This window comes from Corynebacterium sp. 212_CJEI, from assembly GCF_001055915.1.
Lineage (GTDB): Bacteria > Actinomycetota > Actinomycetes > Mycobacteriales > Mycobacteriaceae > Corynebacterium > Corynebacterium jeikeium_D.
Map to the genome: position 1 here is coordinate 24,400 of NZ_JVPT01000064.1, position 20,460 is coordinate 44,859.

21 protein-coding genes are annotated in these 20,460 nt (G+C 59.4%); 14 read left to right on the plus strand and 7 right to left on the minus strand.

Annotation, left to right across the window (positions count from 1 at the left end):
• The first annotated feature begins 9 nt into the window (after window positions 1-9).
• Together msrA and ADB02_RS08305 are read left to right on the plus strand one after the other, a co-directional pair.
• Entirely contained in the window at window positions 10-666 is a 657-nt protein-coding gene (msrA, locus tag ADB02_RS08300) for a peptide-methionine (S)-S-oxide reductase MsrA (RefSeq protein WP_048732380.1), read from the plus strand.
• Window positions 667-765: 99 nt separating this feature from the next.
• On the plus strand, window positions 766-1,947 hold the full coding sequence (locus tag ADB02_RS08305) for a membrane protein (protein ID WP_049190563.1): 1,182 nt from the start codon (window positions 766-768) through the stop codon (window positions 1,945-1,947).
• Between the two features lie 23 nt (window positions 1,948-1,970).
• Here the strand turns inward: ADB02_RS08305 and ADB02_RS08310 are convergent, their stop codons facing one another.
• From ADB02_RS08310 to ADB02_RS08335, 6 genes are all read right to left on the minus strand, one after another.
• Complete coding sequence (locus ADB02_RS08310; protein ID WP_049190565.1) at window positions 1,971-3,404, minus strand: hypothetical protein; 1,434 nt, start codon at window positions 3,402-3,404, stop codon at window positions 1,971-1,973.
• Window positions 3,401-4,144: an ABC transporter ATP-binding protein gene (locus ADB02_RS08315; RefSeq protein WP_049190568.1), complete on the minus strand. Its 744-nt coding sequence runs from the start codon at window positions 4,142-4,144 to the stop codon at window positions 3,401-3,403. Before ADB02_RS08315 ends, ADB02_RS08310 begins: the two co-directional genes overlap by 4 nt.
• A 98-nt stretch (window positions 4,145-4,242) precedes the next feature.
• A complete protein-coding gene (locus ADB02_RS08320; RefSeq protein WP_049190570.1) occupies window positions 4,243-4,950 on the minus strand; it encodes a response regulator in 708 nt (235 codons plus the stop codon).
• Window positions 4,951-5,002: 52 nt separating this feature from the next.
• Window positions 5,003-6,256, minus strand: coding sequence for a sensor histidine kinase (locus ADB02_RS08325; RefSeq protein WP_049190573.1), 1,254 nt, complete (start codon window positions 6,254-6,256; stop codon window positions 5,003-5,005).
• A gap of 33 nt (window positions 6,257-6,289) precedes the next feature.
• Window positions 6,290-6,970 (minus strand): alpha-ketoglutarate-dependent dioxygenase AlkB family protein, encoded by a 681-nt coding sequence (locus tag ADB02_RS08330; RefSeq protein ID WP_048759276.1) that lies wholly within the window; start codon window positions 6,968-6,970, stop codon window positions 6,290-6,292.
• Between the two features lie 16 nt (window positions 6,971-6,986).
• Entirely contained in the window at window positions 6,987-7,769 is a 783-nt protein-coding gene (locus ADB02_RS08335; RefSeq protein WP_049190577.1) for an SDR family oxidoreductase, read from the minus strand.
• Between the two features lie 139 nt (window positions 7,770-7,908).
• On the opposite strand from ADB02_RS08335, the gene arfB reads away from it, so the two are divergent.
• The 7 genes from arfB to ADB02_RS08370 all read left to right on the plus strand — a co-directional run bounded on the left by arfB (window position 7,909) and on the right by ADB02_RS08370 (window position 14,803).
• Window positions 7,909-8,352 carry an alternative ribosome rescue aminoacyl-tRNA hydrolase ArfB gene (gene arfB / locus ADB02_RS08340; RefSeq protein ID WP_049190581.1) on the plus strand — a complete coding sequence of 148 codons (444 nt, stop codon included), beginning with the start codon at window positions 7,909-7,911 and terminating at the stop codon, window positions 8,350-8,352.
• 42 nt (window positions 8,353-8,394) lie between these two features.
• Window positions 8,395-9,321: a pyridoxal kinase PdxY gene (gene pdxY, locus ADB02_RS08345; protein WP_241482440.1), complete on the plus strand. Its 927-nt coding sequence runs from the start codon at window positions 8,395-8,397 to the stop codon at window positions 9,319-9,321.
• A 221-nt stretch (window positions 9,322-9,542) separates the two neighbouring features.
• Window positions 9,543-11,213 carry an ABC transporter substrate-binding protein gene (locus ADB02_RS08350; RefSeq protein WP_016422017.1) on the plus strand — a complete coding sequence of 557 codons (1,671 nt, stop codon included), beginning with the start codon at window positions 9,543-9,545 and terminating at the stop codon, window positions 11,211-11,213.
• Window positions 11,214-11,339: 126 nt separating this feature from the next.
• Window positions 11,340-12,287, plus strand: coding sequence for an ABC transporter permease (locus ADB02_RS08355; protein WP_016422018.1), 948 nt, complete (start codon window positions 11,340-11,342; stop codon window positions 12,285-12,287).
• Complete coding sequence (locus tag ADB02_RS08360) at window positions 12,280-13,107, plus strand: ABC transporter permease (RefSeq protein ID WP_016422019.1); 828 nt, start codon at window positions 12,280-12,282, stop codon at window positions 13,105-13,107. The genes ADB02_RS08355 and ADB02_RS08360 overlap by 8 nt, the downstream gene beginning before the upstream one ends.
• Window positions 13,104-14,054 carry an ABC transporter ATP-binding protein gene (locus tag ADB02_RS08365; protein WP_053087287.1) on the plus strand — a complete coding sequence of 317 codons (951 nt, stop codon included), beginning with the start codon at window positions 13,104-13,106 and terminating at the stop codon, window positions 14,052-14,054. The genes ADB02_RS08360 and ADB02_RS08365 overlap by 4 nt, the downstream gene beginning before the upstream one ends.
• Window positions 14,051-14,803, plus strand: a complete 753-nt coding sequence (locus ADB02_RS08370; RefSeq protein ID WP_016422021.1) for an ABC transporter ATP-binding protein — start codon at window positions 14,051-14,053, stop codon at window positions 14,801-14,803. The genes ADB02_RS08365 and ADB02_RS08370 overlap by 4 nt, the downstream gene beginning before the upstream one ends.
• Window positions 14,804-15,257: 454 nt before the next feature.
• Here ADB02_RS08370 and ADB02_RS11790 read toward each other — a convergent pair whose 3' ends face one another.
• Window positions 15,258-15,407, minus strand: a complete 150-nt coding sequence (locus ADB02_RS11790; RefSeq protein WP_241482441.1) for a hypothetical protein — start codon at window positions 15,405-15,407, stop codon at window positions 15,258-15,260.
• A 6-nt stretch (window positions 15,408-15,413) separates the two neighbouring features.
• On the opposite strand from ADB02_RS11790, the gene ADB02_RS11355 reads away from it, so the two are divergent.
• The 5 genes from ADB02_RS11355 to ADB02_RS08395 all read left to right on the plus strand — a co-directional run bounded on the left by ADB02_RS11355 (window position 15,414) and on the right by ADB02_RS08395 (window position 20,379).
• Complete coding sequence (locus ADB02_RS11355; protein WP_241482443.1) at window positions 15,414-15,662, plus strand: hypothetical protein; 249 nt, start codon at window positions 15,414-15,416, stop codon at window positions 15,660-15,662.
• The gene (locus tag ADB02_RS08380; protein WP_065421727.1) at window positions 15,659-17,059 is read left to right on the plus strand and encodes an MATE family efflux transporter; all 1,401 of its coding nucleotides are present in this window, start codon (window positions 15,659-15,661) and stop codon (window positions 17,057-17,059) included. The genes ADB02_RS11355 and ADB02_RS08380 overlap by 4 nt, the downstream gene beginning before the upstream one ends.
• 214 nt (window positions 17,060-17,273) lie before the next feature.
• On the plus strand, window positions 17,274-18,395 hold the full coding sequence (locus tag ADB02_RS08385) for an ABC transporter substrate-binding protein (protein WP_224783767.1): 1,122 nt from the start codon (window positions 17,274-17,276) through the stop codon (window positions 18,393-18,395).
• Between the two features lie 95 nt (window positions 18,396-18,490).
• Window positions 18,491-19,540, plus strand: a complete 1,050-nt coding sequence (locus ADB02_RS08390; RefSeq protein ID WP_042389120.1) for a FecCD family ABC transporter permease — start codon at window positions 18,491-18,493, stop codon at window positions 19,538-19,540.
• A gap of 179 nt (window positions 19,541-19,719) precedes the next feature.
• On the plus strand, window positions 19,720-20,379 hold the full coding sequence (locus tag ADB02_RS08395) for an ABC transporter ATP-binding protein (protein ID WP_080969612.1): 660 nt from the start codon (window positions 19,720-19,722) through the stop codon (window positions 20,377-20,379).
• Window positions 20,380-20,460: the final 81 nt, after the last annotated feature.

The following is a 20,460-nucleotide window of genomic DNA, read 5'->3' on the forward strand; positions in this document are numbered from 1 at the left end:
GCGTCGAAGATGGGTTGGATTTTTGGTAGATCAGCGGAGCTGGTGCCGGAAGATGAGGCGCTAAAGGGCGGCTCGCACCCGGTGTTGGAAAATCCGAAGCCGCATGCGGTGCTCGGCACGCCGATCACCGGCCCATGGGAGGAAGGCCAGGAGGTCGTCTACATCGGGATTGGCTGTTACTGGGGTGCTGAGAAGCTGTTTTGGGAAACACCGGGCGTGCTCAGCACATCGGTCGGGTTCGCCGGGGGCATGACGCCGAATCCCACCTACCGCGAGTCCTGCACCGGACGCACCAACCACACCGAGATTGTGGAGGTCGTCTACGACCCGGAGCAGATTAGCTTCGACCAGCTGATCGCCAAGGCCTTCGAGGCCCACGATCCCACGCAGGGCTACCGCCAGGGTAATGATGTCGGCACGCAGTACCGTTCCGCGATCTACACGACGACGCCCGAGCAAGCGCGCCGGGCACAGGAGATCGCCGATGCCTACGCGCCGAAGCTTGCCGACGCTGGCCTGGGGGCCATCACCACGGAGATTAAGCCACTCGCGGAGACCCCGGCAGGGGAGTACTACCGGGCTGAGGATGAGCATCAGCAGTACTTGTTTAAGAATCCGAACGGCTACTGCCCAGTGCATTCGACCGGCGTGGCCTGCGGAATTTAAAGGCGAAACTTCGTAGAACGCTTAATTGCGATTAGTAAAACTCACTGAGAAAAGTAAGGTGGTTATATTAATCCGATAGTCGAATAGGAGTGAACCCTTGTGGTGAAGCAAGTACTGCGCGTTGCATTTGCCTTCGTCGGCGTGGTCGTCGGCGCGGGCTTTGCGACGGGTCAGGAAATCATGCAATACTTCGTCGCCTTTGGCATCAATGGTGTCTGGGGTGCCGTTCTCTCAGCGGTAATCATGAGCCTGATGGCGATGATCATTTTGCAGCTGGGAAGCTATTTTCAGGCCAGCGAGCACGGCGAAGTTTTCCGACGCGTATCGCACCCCATCTTCTCGCGAGTACTGGACATTGGCGTGATTATCACGCTCTTCGCCACCGGGTTCGTCATGTTCGCCGGTGCCGGTGCCAACATGGAGCAGCAGTGGGGTATCCCCGTGTGGATCGGTGCCGTAATCATGGTGCTGGTGACCATCGCAGCCGGTTTCCTCGATGTTGACCGAGTGACCACAGTGATCGGTTCCATCACGCCGTTTATCGTCGGCTTTATCCTGCTGGCCAGTGTTTATACGCTGGCGTTCACCGAGGCCACCCCAGCCGCGGAGCAGGCAGCTGCCGTTGCGGAAGTCCCGACTACCCTGCCGAACTGGGTTGTCGCCGCAGTGAACTATGTTGGTTTTAACCTGATGGTTGCGGTTTCCATGGCGATTGTTATTGGCGGTAGCCTGTTCAATCCCCGCGCCGCTGGAGCCGGTGGGTTTACCGGTGGTTTGATTTACTCCGCGATGCTGCTGATTACCACCATCACGCTGTTCCACACTGTTGGTACTGTCGCCACCGATGCCGTGCCAATGCTCACCGTCATTAATCGACTGCACCCGTGGCTGGGCCAGGCCATGGCCGTGGTAATCCTTGGCATGATCTTCAACACGGCACTTGGCATGTTCTACGCACTGGGGCGTCGCGTCACCGCAAATCACCCGGAAAAATTCAAGATTGTCTACGTCGCGCTGGTCTTGCTCGGTTTCGCCTTGAGCTTCATGGGCTTCCAGAACCTAATCGGTTGGGTCTACCCAATCCTGGGCTACATCGGTCTGCTGCTCATTACTGTCATGCTTGTTGCCTGGTTGCGCGGCCGCGAGCGCATCAGTGAAGAGACTTCCCGCCGCAAGCGCATCTTCCGCCTGGTCCGCCGTGGCCGGAACAAGGAGGCCCGCGAGGAGATTGAAGACTCCAACCTCAGTGTCGAAGAGGTCCGCGAGGCGATCGAGGAGTAGGTGGGCTGCTCGTAGCGCCGCCGTCAGTCTTGGGATCGGATCGCTTTCAATGATGTCGCCCGAGCCCAAGCCACGAACGCCGCCATCACAATGGCGGACACGAGAACCATCACTGGCCACCGATCGGGGTAATCACGGACTACCCAAGTCCATCCCCATTCTGAGGTCCACCACAACGGTGAGGCGCTGAGGACATCACCGCCAACCATCACCGCCCAACCGCCGAGCGCGACCGAGACAAAGATTGCGGCCGCCACACTTCGACGCGCAATTAAGCCGGTCACGGCCACAATCATCGCGGCCACAAGAGACGCGATTACCGCCTGGTACGGCCAGGGGTTAGTGCCGGTCTGGCTATTGGTCTCGTCGCCTGCGCTACTGATGATTACCGCAATCACGAGCACTGGCGCGAGAAATGCCATATCCAAGGCAAACAAGCGAAGTGTAATGCTCCGTCGCGCCCGCCGATACATCAGCGCTGGCCAGGCATCAGCTTGCGAGGTCCATGTCATGATGGCGACCACGGTTGCGGCCGTCGGCACGCAGATGAAACTCAGTAGTCCCAGCGCATACTCCGGGTTCCACACCACACGCACGACCGCAAGGCCGGCAAGCATTAGCGCTGCGAGGCTCCACCAGGTGCGCCAGGGCAAGGTCGCGCTCATGCCATGGCTTAACGACGAAGCGCTGCGCTCCCGGCCCGTCGGCAAGCTGAGGGTCTTTCCGTGTGCCAGCAATGCGATGGCAAAGAAGCCCAGTCCGAGGAGCAAGTGCAGCAGCGCTGGTGGCAGGATGGCGATGTTCCAGATCTCGCTGTTTGCGGGAGCCGTGATGGAATTGGCCTGTACGCCGTGGATGGGCAGTGTCGGACGAATGGCCCAGGTCCACGGGAGAATTTGCCAGTTTGGGCTCATGGCATCCAGTGTTCCTGCGATGGCCCAAGCGATGGCAGCCAGTGGAGCAAAGAAGAGAGCTGCGCGTGGCACAAGGCGCCATAGGGCAAGGCCGAATGCCCAGAACACGAAGAATGACAAAGTGTTGAAGATCGTGAATTGCAATGCGGTGCTCACGCTCCGGGCAAGGAGAGTGGCCATCAGTGCGTGGCCGAGGGCCGCGGAGGCGATGACAGTAGCGGCGCGCGCGAGGAGCACTCGAGTGCTCGAGATATTGCACCAGATTAGGCCGCCTTGGCGGAGCTTTTCTTCACGGTTTTGGCCGACGACGGCCGTAACAGCAGCCAGGGGAGGAAGCAGGATAAGCGAGTAGATGTGGGCGCTCGCCATGGCGGTGGCGTCAACACCTGTAGAGAAGACCATGCTGACCAGCGCGATTGCCACCATGATGATGGGCAGAAACATGGTGAGCGACCACTTCGCCCGCAGTAGCTCGGCGCGGAAGTAGCGGCGAGTAGGAACGGTGCGCGTGTTAAGAGTGCGCGTGTGCGGTTGAGTGCTCATCGGGCAACACCTACTGCGGTGAAGAAAGCTTGCTCGAGGGATTGACCAGAGGCCGCAAAGTCAGTCAGCGGGCCTTCGTAGACCAGTCGGCCACCGGCGAGGACACCAAGGTGGTCAACGCTCTTTTCGACTTCTCCGAGTTGATGGGAGGACACCACGACGGCCTTGCCACTAGCGGCAAGATGTCGCAACAAGGTGCGCAGGCCCACGATAGCTTCCGGGTCGAGGCCGTTGGTGGGCTCGTCGAGAAGCACAATGTCGGGGTCGGTGAGCAGAGCCATCGCCAGGGAAAGACGAACCTTCATGCCCGTTGAGAAAGCGCGGGCACGCTTGTTACCAGCATGAAGCCCGACCAAGTCGAGGACTTCGGCGATACGGCTCTTGCCCGTGCCGGTCAGATGTGCGTGAACCTTGAGGTTGTCGGTGGCTGAGAGCTGTGGGTAGAACGCCGGGCCATTGATGGAGGCGCCGATGCGGTCCAGGTCGACAACGGACCACGGGTGTCCCGCGATGCTGATTTCACCGGAGTAGGGAATTAGCCCAAGCACCGTGCTCATCAACGTGGATTTACCTGCGCCGTTGAGTCCCAATAGTCCGTAGACCTCGCCGGCGCGGACGTTCATATCGAGGCCGTTCAGGACAGGTTCGTTCTTGCCGTAGGAGACAGTGATGCCGCGCAGCTGGAGGAGGGGAGCGGCGGCGTCTGCGGAAGGGCCTGAGGTGGGGGTTGGTGCGTTCATGCCTTAAGTAATAGGAGTGTTTGGCACGGTTCGCGCCCTCCCTGAGGATGAGGTGGCGGAAATATCCTCCCTAGGGAGGAGGCGATAGCGAGGAGAAGCTACAGCAGCCCGTTTTTCGCAGCCCAAATGACAAGATTCACACGACTGCGTGAGCCCGTCTTGGTCAACAGGGCTTTCACATGGGTTTTCACGGTCGTCGTGGCGACCACCAACCTGCGAGCGATCTCATCATTGGAAAGCCCTTGGCAGACGAGGTCCAAAATCTCCTGTTCGCGGGGTGTGAACTGGGGTCCTGCGTCGGTGGGGTCTGAGCCAGCGCCATGTGCCGAGGATGCGCTTGCTGGCTGCTCGAAAAGGGTTGTGCGCGGTGAAACGTGTCGCAACACCATCGGTGTCACCTTCGGATCGATGACTCCTTCACCACGGTGGATGCGCATAATGGCTGAAAGTAGCTCGCGGGGATCGGAGTCTTTGAGTAAAAAGCTTGCGGCACCAGCCTCTAAAGCTCCGAGCACCAGGTGTTCTTCGCGGAAAGTGGTCAGTACCAGGACTTTCGGAGCGGATGCGTGAGTCGCGCCTCCGGACGATTCCCCTCGCACGATCTGCCGCGTGGTCTCGATACCGTCCATCACAGGCATGCGAATGTCCATGACGACCACATCCGAGCCGGAGGCAAGACGTACAGCCTCAGCACCATCGCCCACGGCACCAATGACTTTCATCTGTGGGTGGGCATCAATAAGTTGCGCAAAAGACTGCCGAATCAGCGCTTGATCTTCAGCGACTAAAACTCGAATTACACCCATTGCTCGTCTTTCTATGCAGTGTCAATAGTTAGACCTGCTTTGGCCAAACCACTTATAGCTGAATGCTGACGCGGAACATGCCGTCGCTTTCACCATAAGTCATTTCGCCACCCAGCTCCGCCACGCGCTCATTCAGGCCAATCAGCCCAGCGCCGGTGCGTTTTCCGTGCTTCGCGAACTCATTCTTAGCCCGGTTTACGGTTATCAAATGAACCCGCGCCGGGCTGATATCGGCATCGGCAGATGGGGCAATAGGCGACTCAGTAGGCGACTCAATCGTCAACGTGAACTGACCAGCACTCGATGAGTGCTTAGCCATATTCGCAGCCAACTCCGCAACGGCCCGCACCAAAGTCAAACGCTTCGCAAGCGGCCAATCCGTCAGCGCCGCATAAGACTCCGGCAGAGTCACTGATACATCGCGCCCCGGCGGACAGGTAGCCGCAACCAGACGCGGAATATCATTCGGGTCAGCGCTAATCTCGCCGCCTTCACGTAGCGCATCAACAAGTGCATGCACATCCCGCAACGATCGTGCTGCAGTCTGGGCAATACCTTCCAGCGTGGTCTTTTCAGCAGCGCGTTCCGCTCGTGAGTCATTCATCTCCGCCAGGTACAGCGCGGTTTGGGCCTGAACTTTAATAGAGGTGAGTCCGTGCCCCACGACGTCGTGAAGCTCCCTGGACAACTCCAGCTTGTTGAGCGCCACGACGTTTTCCAACTCCGCGGCATGTTCCTCGGCGTTGATTCGGAGCCACAGCGGCACTGCGTACGCGCTCGCCGTGATGAGCACCGCGGGCAGACCGAAGACCAACAGCCGTTCCGGAGTAAAACCGAAGGCTGGAACCGCTGGGTTGAGGAAACTGCCAATCAACCCTAAAAAGAGCCCAACTATGCCCCAGGTGCGATTCTGTTCCCACCTGGTCACAGCCCATAACGATAGTGGGGCGGAAACAATAATAGGGTCTAGCCCAAGGTTCACCGGGGATAGCCACACTAGCAAGGCGAGGCCCGCTAGGGCACTGTACGTAACCACAAACGATGCGCGCACTGCTTTACGACGAAACGCTGCGGCTCCGGCAATCATCGAGGACAGAATCACATTGGTGACATAAGTGAAGCTCGGGCCATAAGTAAGTAGCGGTGTCATGCTCAACCAGCAGCACAGCAGGAAGGTAGCCGCAATAGCGAGGTCGGCAGCTGGGAACGAGCCGACAAAGAAACGCACCCGGCCGCGCCAGTCGAGTGGGGCAGGAGTCTGCGTGGTTGCAGACTGTGCGTGCATGGAGGAAGCGGTGCGCTGCATGTGTCTAGGCTAGCGGTCGGTGACTTGCGTGGTTTAGTGTGAGTTTTCCACTTGTCGAAAAGTGATATTGATGCGGCCCTCTTTAAGCCCGCACCTCTCCGGCAGAGTGCCCGGACGAGTCTTGGGCACACCGTGAAACGCAAGCCGCTTGGGGCCACCAAACACGATCACATCCCCGCTGGCGAGAGTCACGTCATCCCAGGGCTTGTTGCGGTTTTCAGTCCCGCCAATGCGGAACAGGGCCTCGTCGCCGATAGAGAGCGACACAATTGGGGCAGGGGAGTTTTCGTTGCGATCCTGGTGCATCCCCATGGTGGCCCCGGGTGGGTAGTAGTTGACCAACGCCATGTCGGGCCGAAAAGTGGCGGGCCACTGGCTGAGGGATTCGTCGTAAAGCGCGGCGGCACGAAGTGCTTCGGTGGCGAGCTGTAGCAGATTGTCAGGCACAGGCGGGACGCGAACGCCGCCTGCGTGCGTGACGTAGCGGTACGGATTTGTGGCCCACATGCGGCCGAGGTGCAGCATGAAGACTTGCATCTGACCACTTTTGAGCCGCGGGCGAGTCATAGCCAGGGGAGTGCCGGCAACGTCGCGGGCGATGTCGCGGAGTTGCGTGATGATGCCGGCCTGCCGGTCCAGTGGAAGCCACCCCGGCAGATGAACAACTCCCGGCGTGATGCGGGCATCGTCGCGCGGGAGTTGATCAAAGAGCATAGGTCTAGTTTGCCTGCTAACCCGCGATGATTGCGTTAACCGGGCGGGACAGGAACTGCGGGCCAATCTTGCCCAGGTAGCGCAGGATGAAGTCCGCTGCTGACACCGAGTAGAAGTGGCGCTGGCGCTCGATGAAGTTCTGCGGGTGCGTTGCCTTCCATACGGCATCAGCGACCTGGTCCGGTGTGATGCGCACGCCAAGACGGCGGGTCGAACCAGCGGAAACGTCCGCCAGCTTGGTCTTCGCCCACAGCGGCATGATTGCGACGACGCGAATCTTGTCCTTGCGCCATTCCAGATCCAGAGCCTGCGTCAGACCCGAGACGTAAAACTTCGACGCGGAGTACGGCGCGATGTGCGGCTGACCGTAGATACCCGAAGCCGAACCCATGTTGACCAGGTGAGATCCCTTGGTGCGCTTCAGGTACGGGTGCGCCGCCTTCGCGCCCAGTGTCAGGCCGGTGCAGTTGATGTCCACCTGCGCGCGAATAATCTCCGGCGACTGGTCGGTGATATCGCCATCGCCGATGATGCCCGCGTTATTGTCCAGCACTGTCAGCTTGCCGCCGGTGTGGGAGGTGAAGTCCGCAAGCGCGTCCTCCCACTGCTTAAAGTCCGTCACGTCCAGCTTGCCGACGATTACCTCCGGGCGCTCAGCTTTGAGCTTCGCCAGGGCGTCCTCGTTGATGTCGTAGACACCTACGGTCCAGCCTGCAGCCAGGAACTTCTCGGCCACCGCGCGGCCAATGCCCTGTGCGCCGCCGGAGATAAAAATGGACGGGGAATCACAAGTATCCATGGTGTCTCAATCCTGCCTTTTCTTGCTGTTTTTATAAGTGGATAAATGTTATTCGTCAGCTTAGATGAGCATTTGTTGTTTAACAGCGGATTAGAGGAAACGCGCCCTGATTACAAACGCGCCCTCTACACTGGCCATCATGAAACCCCTGAACATCCCACCAGGTCCCGGCATCCCAAAGGGCCTCGTCATCCCCGTGGCGGAGCTCACCGAACGCTTCGCGCGCTCCGGCGGACCGGGCGGTCAGGGCGTTAACACCACCGACTCCAAGGTGCAGCTATCGGTCGATATTGCCGAGCTCAGCGTGCTTTCCGACGTCCACCGCCGCCGCGCCCTCCAGAACCTCAGCCACCGCCTCGACGGCACGACACTCACCGTGTCGGTCACCACGCAGCGCTCCCAGGTACGCAACCGCGCGGAAGCCCGGCGTCGCCTTGCCGATCTCATCCGGGAAGCCGTGCAGCCACCGCCTCCGAAGCGCCGGCGGACTCGACCGAGTCGGGCCTCGATTGCCCGTCGTAAAGCGCAGAAGCAGCGCAGATCCGAGCTCAAAGCCAGCCGACGTCGCCCCAGCGCCTACTAGGGGAATATGGGATTTTCGCGCATCCGTTGCAATATAGACGGTATGAGCGAAAATCAGGCCCCTACCGAAAAGGCAGCTGAAGCCGTCGCGGAGTTCAACCGCGTGCCCTCGATCCTGTCCATCCAGTCGCATGTGAGCTACGGCCATGTGGGTAACTCCGCTGCCGTTTTCCCGCTGCAGCGCGCAGGTTTTGAAGTGTGGCCGGTCCACACCGTCGATTTCTCCAACCACACCGGCTACGGCCAGTGGCGCGGCCCGATGATTCCGGCCACGGATGTGCGCGAGGTTATCAAGGGTATCGATGAGCTGGGCAAGCTTGACGACGTCGATGCGATTATCTCCGGTTACCAGGGCGGTAGCGATATTGCGGATGTCATCATCGAGGCCGTGGCGATGGCCAAGCAGCGCAACCCGAAGGCCATTTACTCGTGTGACCCGGTGATGGGAAATGCCAAGAGCGGCTGCCACGTCTCGGATGACATTCCGCCGCTGCTGCGCGACAAGGTTGTGCCGGTGGCAGACGTGATTACGCCGAACCAGTTTGAGCTGGGATACCTGACGGGCCGCGAGGTCAACGACCTGGAGTCCACCATTGCGGCAGCCCATGCTGCTCGTGAGATGGGCCCGGAGGCCGTGCTGGTCACCAGCGTGCTGCGTCCGGAGCGCAAGGAGGGCGAGATTGAGATGCTCGCCGTCAACGGCTCGGGCGCATGGCTGGTGGCGACGCCATACTTGCCGCTAAAGCGCAACGGCTCCGGCGATGTCACGGCTGCGCTGTTTGCGGGCAACCTGCTGCGCGGTCGCGGTATTGACGGTGACCTGTCGGTCGCGTTGGGCAACACCGCGGCCAGCATCTTTGAGCTGCTAAAGGTCACGCACGAGTCCGGCTCTGGCGAGCTGGAGCTCGTTCGTGCGCAGGAGGCCTACGTCCACCCGGAGCAGCGTTTTGAGGTTACGAAGGTAGCGTAGCGCTTTATAAGCGAATATGGGGGGAGTCGATGGCGGCAGCACTTATGTGTTGCCGCCATCGTCGTACCAGGTCTTCGGGATTTTTCTGCCTTTTACCTGGGTTCTAAACATTTGCGCAACAAGAAGAAAAGATTTTGAACCATTGAAATAAAGTTTCCAATGAGTAGATAATGAAAACGGTTACTACTTAGTTGTGCCTATCCTTCAATAAAGGGGAGTAAATGTTTTCTACCCGCACGGGGCGAACCCTGGCTGTCTCGGTCTCTGCACTTGCGATTTGTGGCCTCGGGTTGACCGCCTGTTCGAACCCCGATGATAAGTCCGCCTCCGGTGCCGCCGGGGACTCCGGCGCCAGCGCCGAGCAGACCCTGGTCCTGCTGGATAACAACGAAACCGGCGGATACAACCCGGTTGCTGGTTACAGCAGGTCCGGCGATTCCCCGGTCTACGAGGGCCTTTTCCGGCTCAAGCCGGTGTCGGGTGACACCTCCACGAAGCCCGTCGACTTTGAGCCTCTGCTAGCCTCCGGCCCCGCCGAGCCGAGCAATGGCAACAAAACGTGGACCGTTCCAATCAAGGACGGAATCACCTTCTCCGACGGGACCACCTTCGGGCCGGAGGACGTCGTGGCGACCTACAAGGCCATCCTCGACGAGCGCTCGGCCTCCTCTGAGGCTCCGAACTGGGAAATGCTCGATGAGGTGCACGCCGACGGAGACAAGGTCGTCTTCGAGCTGAATATCCCGTACGCGGAATTCGATCACCAGCTCCTCAACGGCATCGCCCCGTCGGAGGCCTTCAACTTCGATGATTTGAAGCCCGCCGAGGACTCAGATCTCAATACCAAGCCCGTGGGAACTGGCCCGTTCAAGCTCGAATCTTTGCGTGCCGACGAGGCCATCTTCACGGCCCGCGAGGATTATCACGGCGGGGCCCCTGAGCTGAAGAAAGTCATTTACCGAGTCAATCAGGACGAAAACTCCCGTGCTCAGCAGCTGCGCGGCGGCGAGGGCGACGGAACCATTATGGAGCCGGCGTTGGCGCAGGAATTTGAAGGCCAGGAGGGATTCAAGGTCGAGTCGGCGCATTCGGCGGACTGGCGCGGAATCACCCTTCCAGCGGGCAACCCGGTCACCGGTGACCAGGCAATCCGCAATGCGGTCAACCTGGCTGTCAACCGTGAGGCCATGGCGAAAGACGTGATGAAGGGCCACGCGAAGCCGAACTCCACCTTCCTCGCGGACTTCTACGGCGACGCCTACGACCCGACCGCCGAGATCAAGCACGACACCGCGAAGGCCGAGAAGCTTCTCGACGACGCCGGGTGGAAGAAGGGCTCGGACGGCATCCGCGTCAAGGACGGCCAGCGCGCCGCGTTCGATGTCATCTACTTCCCGAACCGCGATCACGCCCGCACAGACCTGACGTTGGCCGCAGCCTCCGACCTGAAGAAGGTCGGCATTGAGGTCAATCCGGTCGCCCGTGATTCCAAGTCTGTCACCCGCGAGGACTACGCCAAGACCCCGGTCATGCTGGGAGGAGGCGGTACCCCGTACTCCGTCGACGGCCAGATCTACTCAATCTTGCACTCCAAGTACGCTGAGCCGGGTGCCGGTGCCAAGTGGGATAACGGCTCCGACTACGTCAACCCGGAGATCGACAAGCTGCTCGACCAGGCGCGCGTCGAAGCGGACCAGGCCAAGCGAGACGAGCTCTACCGTAAGATTCAGAAGCTCTACGCCGAAAAGCCCGCCATGCTGCAGCTGGTCTACGTTGACCATGTCTATGTCGAGCGCGACCGTGGCTACACGCACCCGGATGCCATCCTTGAGCCCCATGCCCACGGCCTGAACTTCGGCCCGTGGTTCAACCTGGGGGCATGGCACAAGTAAATGACAAAAGCCGAGCCACACCCACGTCCTCACCCTCGCTCGCGCCCGCACTCACACCCGCGTCTACACCCCTCTGAGCATCAACCCCGTTTCAAGAGCCGGAAACGGCAGGTCGCAGGAATCGTCGTGAGGCGAGTGCTGGTAGCCGTTCCCATCGTTGTGGCGGTGACGGCAGCAGTGTTCGCGCTGGCGGCGGTGAGCCCCTTCGACCCTTTGGATGCGTATCTCAAAGGTCAGGCGGGCAACCTGACCGAAGCGCAGAGAGTCTCGATTTCTCACCAGTTGGGGCTGGATAGGCCCTGGTGGGAGTCGTGGTTGGTGTGGCTGCAGGGCCTGGCGGTGGGCGACCTTGGCATTTCGAGGTCCTACTCACAGCCGGTGACGCAGGTGCTCGCCGAGCGTCTGCCGTGGACGATGCTGCTCGGCGCCTGCGGACTTGCCGGAGCTATCGCGCTGTCATTCGTTCTGGCACTGTGGGCTGCGGTGCGGCGCGGGGGAGTGCTAGACCGGCTAGTCCTGTCGATCTCGACGGTGATTCAGGCGACCCCGCCCTTCGTCGTTGCACTCGGCGGCCTCGGCCTTTTTGCGTTGGCCTGGAAGCTATTTCCCACCGGAGGCCTGACCTACCCGGGCGAGCCCGTGACTTTCTCCTCTACGGTGGCGCACCTTACGCTGCCAGCTGTCGTTCTTGCGATTACGCAGGTGCCGTGGCTGGTGCTGTCGTTGCGTGAGTCCATCGTCGAGGTCATGGACTCCGGCGCGGTCACCGGAGCGCAGGTCCGCGGCATTCCGCGCCGAACGATTATTTTCTCCCATATCCTGCCGACCGCAGTGCCGCCTTTCCTCGCGCTCATCGGCGCGCGACTGTCTGAGCTGGTCGTCGGATCGACACTGGTGGAGGCGGTCTTCGCGTGGCCTGGGCTCGGAACCGCGCTGGTCAAATCGGCTCAGAGCTTGGACTTTCCGCTGCTGAGCATTCTCACTATCGCGACGACGGCTATCGTCCTGCTCGGAAATCTGCTTGCCGACGTCGCCTTCGTCGTCCTCGACCCACGGGTGGATGCAGATGCTTAAAACGACAAAGAGGCCGGTCGCCCCGGTCGTGGCCGTGGCGTGCCTGGTCCTCATCGCTGCCTACGCCTTTTTAACTCCGCTGTTTCACGACTCCGACCTGGTGCTCACCGACTTTGCCAATTCCGGTGTCGCCCCGGGGCCTGAGCACTTCTTCGGTACCGATTCGAAGGGGCACGACGTTTTCGTTCGAGTTGCTGCGGGAATGCGCATTTCCCTTTTCATTGCACTGGTCACGGCAGTGTGCTCGGCGATCGTCGGTATCGTCCTCGGCGTTACCGCAGGCATGCTCGGCGGGCGCGTCGACCGCGTCATTATGCGCAGCGCCGACGTCACCAACGCGCTGCCGCACCTGCTACTGGGGCTGCTCATCGTCAGCCTTTTCCGAGGCTCGGTCCCCGCAATCATCATCTCCCTGGTACTGACGCACTGGGTGACCATCACCCGAACGGTCCGTGCGTCCGTGCTGCATCTGCGGGGCGCCGAGTTCGTCGAGGCCGCGCTCCTGTCCGGAATGAGCCGCGCACGCGTGCTAGCTCGGCACGTTGTTCCGGCGGCACTGGGGCAGTCCTTGGTCGGCCTTATCTTGCTGATCCCGCACGCAATCTGGCACGAGTCGACGCTGTCTTTCCTTGGGGTGGGCCTGCCGCCGCACAAGCCGTCTCTCGGGACTCTGCTTGCCGACGCCGAGGGCGCCCTGCTTCTCGGCCATTGGTGGATTTTGGTGTTTCCCTCGTTTTTCCTCGTCGCCACAACGTTGTGTATTGCGGCCGTCGGCACGCATTTGAAGGAGCGGGTGACCGGACAGGAGGTGCTGGTGTGAGTGCTCGGGAGGGCGTCGGCAAGCGAGAGAAGCTGCTGGACATTGAGAGACTGACAGTGCGGATTCCCCTGCGCGGTGGTGACGTGGTGCATGCCGCGACGGGCGTGTCCCTGACTGTGGGTAGGGGAGAGGTCGTCGCGGTTGTGGGTGAGTCGGGCTGCGGAAAGTCGATTATTGCCTCGGCGGTGGTTGGCATGCTGCCGCCGCACGCGAGAGTAGAGGGGCAGGTGCGTTTCTATCCGCGCGAAGGGGCAGCTGACAGTGGTGCAGAAGCGGAGAGGAACGCCGAGCCCATCGAAATTCTGGCGCGGCGACGTACCGGCGCGGGCCTTGCTCGCACTGACGAGGAGCTGGCGGGGCGGCAAATCGCGCTAGTACCGCAGTCGGCGGCGACGTTTTTGACACCGGTGCGCACGGTCGGGGCACAGCTAAAAGAAACAATTTCCGTTCTGGGGCGCAACCACACGGTGGAGGAGATGCTGCGGCGAGTCAGCCTGGATGCGGAGGTCGCGGCGCTGTATCCCCACGAACTTTCCGGGGGTATGGCGCAGCGCGCAGCAGTGGCATTCGCCCTGGCTGGCGACCCTGCTCTGGTGATTGCTGACGAGCCGACGGCCTCCCTCGACCCCGACCTGACCATGGCCCTGCTGCGCATGCTTCGCCAAATCGCCGACAGTGGTGTGGGAGTCATGCTAATTACGCACGACATTTCCGAGCTGCGCGATAGCGGCATCGCCGACCGAGTTGCAGTGATGTACGCATCGCGCCTTGAGGAGACGGGATCGGCAAAACAGGTGATTGAGGCCCCAGCCAGCGAATACATGCGCGATCTGCTCGCAGCGCTGCCCGAAAACGGCATGCGGCCGATGCCCGGCGTGGTGCCGAGCTTGACGAACCTGGACGAGGACTATTGCTACGCGCGCAGGCTCGAGGAGGCGGGGAAATGAACGAGGAGGCTGTGGTGAGTAAGGCGTTGGTGAGTGAGCAGGCTTCGGTGAGCTGTGACGCGCAGGCGAGTGGCAAAGCGCTGGTCGCCGAGAACGTGTCGAAGTCATTCGGCGCCAAGGACGGCTCTGCGAGAGTCGTTTTATCGGACGTTTCCATCAGGGTTGATCCAGGGCAGATCGTCGGGCTTCGTGGGCCTTCGGGGGCTGGCAAGTCCACGCTCGGCCGTATCCTCGCAGGCCTGGAAGTGCCCGATTTAGGGCAGTGCTTCTGCGACGGGGTGCCGGTCGGCGCTGTGCGCAGCCGCGCCGGGCAGCGGGTTCGTGGCCAGATTGGGATGGTGTTTCAGTCTCCCCGAAGGTCCTGCGACCCGCGGATGACTTTGGGGCGCACCATTCGCTCAGCCGCACGACAGGGGCGGCAAGGGCGGCGGGATGGTCAGCGAACCGGGAAAAGTGTGGACATCGACGAGCTCATCCGAAACGTTGGGCTGACTCCGGACCTTCTCGATCGCTTCCCTAGCCAGGTCTCAGACGGGCAGCTCCAGCGTGCCGCAGTCGCTCGCACCCTGGCCGCCGGTCCACGCTACCTCATCTGCGACGAGATGACCGCCATGCTCGACGCCGCCAACTCCGCGGCAATCGTCGAGGTCATCCGGGATTTCGCCGTATCTGGCGGCGGTGTTCTCATGATTAGCCATGAACACAGGCTTCTCGCCGCCGTGTGCGACGGCGTCGTCGCCTTAGAGTAGCGATATTGCTTAGCGCCCAGCTTGGAGTCATTGAACCTTCACTGCCTGTGATTGCCGATAGAATTTAGGAATTAGGGTAGCCATACCTATGACAGGTAGTGTAGGCTCTCCTTTTGTTGGTTGAATGGTTGGCTATCAATCGTTACTTGCTTGAAGGACTTCTATTGATTGATTCAAAAACTCCAAAGCTTCGACTTTTGACCCGATCGGACTTGGAAGATATCGAACTCGAACCTTCGCTGGTTATCCGTGCAGTAGAAGATGGATACTTGGCATTCGCGGAAGGTTCCTCGCAGTGCCCGACAAAAATGATGATTGACTTACCGGTTGAGAGCCGGGACTCGATTGCTTTTTCGATGCTCGGTTTTGATGCCAACCGTGATCTCGTTGGATACAAGACCTCTTATCGCCACGGAAGCGACAACCCAGATAAGTACTACACCACCATTAGTCTCTACGACGATGAAAGCGGCATGCCATACGCGCTAATGGACTGCCAAAAAGTTGGAGCCTCGCGAACTCCCGCTACGACCTCATCGACCATGGAGTCAAAGTTAGCGATGTCAAGGCATTCGCTGTGGCCCGAGTGTTGGCTAGGGAACATGGGCTCATGGTTGGAGGCACAGCAGGTGCTGCAATCTACGAAGGTTTGCGTCATCTACACGAGTTTCAGGCAGGAACAACAATGGTCGTCATTGTTTGTGATGCTGGTGAGAAATATCTCGACACAATTTTTGATACTGATTGGCTTCAGAAAAATCATTTGTATTCAGAAGTTATGGAGCGTCAAGTTTCGCGAATGCTCAGAGCCTATGGTGATTCTCGTGCCATTGCTAGTTCCTTCGAGGTGGCCGGGTGATAAATCCAGCTCGTGCAATTGGCCAGCAAACCGTGTCCTACCGTGATGTCTATTCGCTTGCGCTACCCATCGCGGGCGTTCAGCTAGCGGGGGTTGCGCTAACCACGACCGATGTGCTGATGCTGCAGACCCTCGGTGTAGTGGCAATTGCCGGCGGCGGACTCGCAATGCAGTTCTACAACCAGATTCGCACCATGTGTGTCGGTATGGTCACCGCCGGAGGCAACCTAGTAGCCGAGGCCGCGTCGGAGTGGGAAAAGACAGGCGAGGAAGTTGCGGCTGAGCGAATCCGCCAAGCGGTACGCAGTTGCATGGCCGTCGGTACCGCAACTGCAATCATTGGTGGCCTCATCGTGATTTCATTTGGTGCGCTTGCACTCATCTTGCCCATCGACGACACTGTTGCCGAGCTAGCGTTCTCGATGACGGTCGCGCTTGCACCAGGCCTTATCCCGATGATTTGGCTCAATGTCCTGCGGCAGTTTGCAGTCGGCATGCGTCGGCCGGGCTCTCTGCTGGTGGTTACGCTCATCTCCATCGTTGTCAACGCTGCTCTCAACGCTGGATTCCTCCGGCTAACAAGTGTCAATGAATGGGGAACTGCATGGGGACTGGTGGGCATCGGTCTGTCGACCACCTGCGTCCAGGTTTTTACCCTGCTGTCCTTTGCTGGCTTGCTGCAAAGAGACCGTCAGCTACGGAAATTCTTCGCGGTCATTCCGAGGCCCGGCGACGCAGCATGCATGAGGCGCATTATTCGGCTTGGGATTCCAGTTTCGCTTACCTACGGCTCTGAAGCTGCGATTACTACTATCGCAGGTCTAGCGATGGGCCTGGTTAGCCCAGTCATGCTGGCAGCGCACACCGTTGTTAACCAACTCGCTTATATCGTCTACCAAGTATGTATCGGCTTCTCGCACGGAGGATCTATACTGGTCAGCCGTGCATTAGCGGATGGTGCCGAGGCAGTCAAACAGGTATCACGTCGGGTTTTGCACGCAGTGGGTATTTATCTTGCCGTCGTCGGTTTGCTCTGGTTGCTACTGGGCAAGTACGTCGTTGGACTGTTCCTTACTGATTCCAACGTTAGTGCCAATCCCGATGTACGCCATATAGCGACAATCTTGTTGTGCCTTGCCGTGCTTCAGCAGTTCGCTAAAGGCTCCCAGAACGTGCTGGTGGGGCTCCTTCGTGGGCTGCGCGACACGAAGTCGGGTCTCAGTGCGACCCTTTGGGGCTACTGGGCGGTGGGGGTTCCAGCTCTCCTGATTCTTGGCCTTGGCCTTCGTTGGGAAGGATATGGCGTTTGGGTTGGGCTCATCCTTGGCTTTTCCACGACCGCTGCTCTGCTTTACCGCGCTCTGCAGCGTCACCTGCAACCCACTAGTTCCGTGTGACGGCCGAAGCTTCGTAACACCCATCCAGAAATAGTCTGAACCATCCACGTAAAGATGACGTTTTCCCTCTACCGAAGGGGATCCGAGGAGCTGAATATGCGGTCGACTGACCGCCTGCTCCGGAAAGAAGAAAATGAAGGTTAGTTCTCCTCTTACTCCAAGCGTGCTACTGCGTGACTTCCCCGCAAGGGTGCTTTTCGCGGTACTCCTATGCATGTCGCTCGTCCTTCTCGCCGCTTGCTCAGATGGAAATGGAGACGCATCCGCTAGCAGTGAGAAGCGTACCGTCGTCGATGCGCTAGGACGCGAAGTTAAAGTCCCGCAGAATGTCGAGCGAATCCTGATGGGCGGGCAGAAGATGCTTTACACGACGGCGCTTCTGAACCCAGACAATCCAACTGACAAGATCGTTGCCTGGCCAGAGGACCTGAAGGAAAACGACAAAGCCACTTACGACCGCTACGTTGAGAAGTTCCCCAAAATCAAGGACATCCCGACCACAGGCGAGATTTACAACAACACTATGTCGCTGGAACAGGCTCTGGAGTCCCGACCCGATGTCTTCGTAGTAAATGCGGGTGTCTTCGACGCGGCTAAAGATGCTGGAATCGTTGATGGATTAGAAAAGGCAGGCGTGCCGACGGTGACTGTCGACTACTTCATTGACCCAGTGAAAAACACCGAGCCCAGTATTCGAATGATGGGACAACTGCTGGGGCGTGAAAAGCAGGCGGAAGACTTTATCAACTACTACGAGAAGAAGGTCAACAAGGTCGCTGACCGCCTTGCCGAGAAGAAACCAGCACCGACACCGACATTCCTGTGGCGAGCACCCGGTTACTTTGACTGCTGCTCAACCTTCGCCAAGTCCAACCTGGCGCAGATTGTCAATTTTGCCGGTGGACTAAACCTTGGCGACGAAATGATTGATGCGAAGCAAGGGCAGGTATCGCCAGAGGCATTGGCCGGGAAGAATCCTGAAGTCATCATTGCCACAGGCGCAGACTGGGATCAGGGTAAGACTCCGGTCAAGGAAGGAAATTACGTACCGCTGGGTTACTCGGAATCGAAGGAAGAGGCGCAAAAGGCCCTTCACGATGTCGTCGGTAAGCAACCCGCTGTGCGTGAAGTCGACGCGGTGAAAAGTAAGCGTACTTTCGTCGCATGGCATCATTTTTACGATTCGCCATATAACTTCCTGGCAGTCGAGATGTTTGCAAAGGCCATGCACCCGGACTTGTTCGGCGACATTGACACTGAACGAGAGGTACAGGACCTGCACGATAAGTTCCTGCCAATCGAGGCCTCGGGCACCTTCTGGACTGGGCTGGAGTGATGTCGAACATGCAAGTTTCGCACGGAAACCTGGCAACAACGCAGGGGAGCGGAGACGCCGTTCGCGGGGAGCAGGAAGTCAGCCCTGATAGAGTAATGGTGCAGTCAACTTTTCACTGGTATCAGCGCGCAGCACGGAAGAAGTGGGTGATAATCGCTCTGATTACTGTGGTGTTGGCTTTGACATCGCTTGCTGACTTTCTACTCGGTGGCGGTAGCATGCCTGCCAGCGAAGTTTTGCATACATTGACCCATCCGGTTGGTGCGCGACCCATTGACCACCAGATTGTTTTCGACATTCGGCTTCCGATGACCGTGACTGCAGTGCTCGTCGGAGCGACGCTGGCAGCGGCGGGCTCACAAATGCAGACAATTCTGGGAAATCCCCTGGCCGAGCCGTACACCCTGGGCGTGTCAGCGGCGGCCGGATTCGGTGCTGCCCTGGCTGTGGTCACCGGCTTCGCTTCTGAGGGAATCGGTGCGGTGCTGGGGATGGCCGGGACTGCGTGGGTGTTCGCGATGCTGGCCTGCGCTGCGATTCTGCTCTTTTCCCGATTTCGTGGCCCAGGAGTCGAGGGGATGATTCTCCTCGGTATCGCGATTGTATTCTTTTTCGACGCTCTACTGGCCCTGATGCAATACCTGGCCTCGGAGACGCAGTTGGAACAGGTTGTGTTCTGGACGATGGGCAGTCTCACCCGCTCGAACTGGACGCAGATTGCGTTGCTCGCGGTGATATTCGTGATGGGGCTACTCTTCTTTTACCTCAATGCCTGGTCGCTGACTGCATTCCGGATGGGCGATGACCGCGCAAAAGCCCTTGGCGTAGACGTTGATCGACTGCGTGCGCTGACCCTTATCGTGGTGTCCTTTATGGCGGCAACCGCTGTGTCGATGGCCGGTACGATTGGATTTATCGGTCTCGTCGGCCCACACGTTGCGCGCTTATTGGTAGGCGAAGATCAACGTTATTTTCTTACTGCTTCGACTTTGGTAGGGGCGCTGCTTCTGGTTGCGGCATCGGCAGTGTCGAAGGTGATTCAACCGGGTGTAATTCTTCCCGTAGGCATTATTACCGCAATTGTAGGAGTGCCCGTATTTGTCGCGATTATCGCTGGCCAGAGGAGGAAAATGTGGGTTGGCTAAAGGCAAGTCGCTTTGTCGGGAACGACGCTGTACATGGTCATCACGACAGCCCCAGTAAACCTGACGGTAAACCCCTCGGCGAAACCCCTCCAGAATCGTCCGCTCTTAGCGCGCGAGGAGTGTCTTTTGCTTACGACGGCCATCATGTCCTGCACAATGTCGACGTTGGGCCTCTTCCGATGGGAAGCGTGACTGCGTTGGTCGGTCCCAACGGAGCTGGCAAATCGACACTGCTGAGGTGTTTGGCGGGCCTTGAAAACTGCTCGGGGCAGGTACGTGCTGAAAGATCTCTATATTTGCCACAGGACCCTCCGCCGCTGAGCTCATTGACCGTGTACGAAAGCGTCCTGCTTGCCCGGCAACAGTCGTTTTCTGGGTTTTCCGCACTGCGTGTCGGATCCACAGTGCGGGCAGAAGTGCAGGCCACCATTGAACGACTTGGGTTGGTTGCGTTGTCATCGCGGCTGATGTCTGAGTTGTCTGGGGGACAGCGGCAGTTGGTGAGTTTTGCGCAGGCGGTTGTGCGACGACCTCGGGTATTGCTTCTCGACGAGCCCACCAGCGCACTCGACCTGCGTAACCAATTGATGCTTCTCGGGCAGGTACGCAAGTGTGCGCGGGAATTGCCCTGCGCGGTAGTGATGACACTTCATGACCTGGGGCAAGCGGCGCGCTTTTGCGAACATGTGGTTGTTCTAGCCGATGGTCGGGTCAGCAGTGCAGGGCCTCCGGCAGAGGTCATTAATGAAGCTATGCTGCGAGAGGTTTATCAGGTAGAAGGTGCGGTGCTCCCGACTCGCAATGGCGGGCTGGCGGTCGAAGCGTCGGAGGCACTCTAGCGCAGACCCGTGACTGTAGCGCACGCTCTCGGCTGTTCTACAGCCACGAATGAGCGCTAAAGTGCAGGGCCCGACGAGCGC

What these genes read in the sequence shown, in the direction of transcription:
- ADB02_RS08395 (WP_080969612.1), top strand. Translation starts at nt 19,720, where the DNA reads ATGGGAAGCGTGACTGCGTTGGTCGGTCCCAACGGAGCTGGCAAATCG.
- ADB02_RS08360 (WP_016422019.1), top strand. Translation starts at nt 12,280, where the DNA reads ATGCTTAAAACGACAAAGAGGCCGGTCGCCCCGGTCGTGGCCGTGGCG.
- ADB02_RS11790 (WP_241482441.1), bottom strand. Translation starts at nt 15,407, where the DNA reads ATGTTCCCTAGCCAACACTCGGGCCACAGCGAATGCCTTGACATCGCT.
- ADB02_RS11355 (WP_241482443.1), top strand. Translation starts at nt 15,414, where the DNA reads ATGGTTGGAGGCACAGCAGGTGCTGCAATCTACGAAGGTTTGCGTCAT.
- ADB02_RS08320 (WP_049190570.1), bottom strand. Translation starts at nt 4,950, where the DNA reads ATGGGTGTAATTCGAGTTTTAGTCGCTGAAGATCAAGCGCTGATTCGG.
- ADB02_RS08335 (WP_049190577.1), bottom strand. Translation starts at nt 7,769, where the DNA reads ATGGATACTTGTGATTCCCCGTCCATTTTTATCTCCGGCGGCGCACAG.
- ADB02_RS08330 (WP_048759276.1), bottom strand. Translation starts at nt 6,970, where the DNA reads ATGCTCTTTGATCAACTCCCGCGCGACGATGCCCGCATCACGCCGGGA.
- ADB02_RS08325 (WP_049190573.1), bottom strand. Translation starts at nt 6,256, where the DNA reads ATGCAGCGCACCGCTTCCTCCATGCACGCACAGTCTGCAACCACGCAG.
- ADB02_RS08390 (WP_042389120.1), top strand. Translation starts at nt 18,491, where the DNA reads ATGGTGCAGTCAACTTTTCACTGGTATCAGCGCGCAGCACGGAAGAAG.
- ADB02_RS08385 (WP_224783767.1), top strand. Translation starts at nt 17,274, where the DNA reads ATGTCGCTCGTCCTTCTCGCCGCTTGCTCAGATGGAAATGGAGACGCA.
- ADB02_RS08350 (WP_016422017.1), top strand. Translation starts at nt 9,543, where the DNA reads ATGTTTTCTACCCGCACGGGGCGAACCCTGGCTGTCTCGGTCTCTGCA.
- ADB02_RS08370 (WP_016422021.1), top strand. Translation starts at nt 14,051, where the DNA reads ATGAACGAGGAGGCTGTGGTGAGTAAGGCGTTGGTGAGTGAGCAGGCT.
- msrA (WP_048732380.1), top strand. Translation starts at nt 10, where the DNA reads ATGGGTTGGATTTTTGGTAGATCAGCGGAGCTGGTGCCGGAAGATGAG.
- ADB02_RS08310 (WP_049190565.1), bottom strand. Translation starts at nt 3,404, where the DNA reads ATGAGCACTCAACCGCACACGCGCACTCTTAACACGCGCACCGTTCCT.
- ADB02_RS08315 (WP_049190568.1), bottom strand. Translation starts at nt 4,144, where the DNA reads ATGAACGCACCAACCCCCACCTCAGGCCCTTCCGCAGACGCCGCCGCT.
- arfB (WP_049190581.1), top strand. Translation starts at nt 7,909, where the DNA reads ATGAAACCCCTGAACATCCCACCAGGTCCCGGCATCCCAAAGGGCCTC.
- pdxY (WP_241482440.1), top strand. Translation starts at nt 8,395, where the DNA reads ATGAGCGAAAATCAGGCCCCTACCGAAAAGGCAGCTGAAGCCGTCGCG.